1 protein-coding gene is annotated in these 208 nt (G+C 67.8%); it reads left to right on the forward strand.

Annotation, left to right across the window (positions count from 1 at the left end):
• Positions 1-21 precede the first annotated feature (21 nt).
• Positions 22-208, forward strand: a 187-nt coding sequence (locus QZH66_RS19020) for a hypothetical protein (protein WP_305807323.1), incomplete at its 3' end; no start/stop codon positions are given.

The following is a 208-nucleotide window of genomic DNA, read 5'->3' on the forward strand; positions in this document are numbered from 1 at the left end:
CCCACCCATGAAGGACGCCGCATGACGCCCGAGGCACTGGCCCGCGAATCCATAGACGACAAGCTCAACCAGGCCGGCTGGGTGGTGCAGGGCATGACAGCGCTCAACCTGGGCGCGGCCACGGGCGTGGCGGTGCGTGAATTTCCCACCGACACCGGCCCCGCCGACTACCTGCTGTTTGTCAATCGCCTGCCCGTCGGCGTGATCG

Origin of the sequence: Stenotrophomonas sp. YIM B06876 (assembly GCF_030711595.1) — a bacterium.
Taxonomy (GTDB): Bacteria; Pseudomonadota; Gammaproteobacteria; order Xanthomonadales; family Xanthomonadaceae; genus Stenotrophomonas.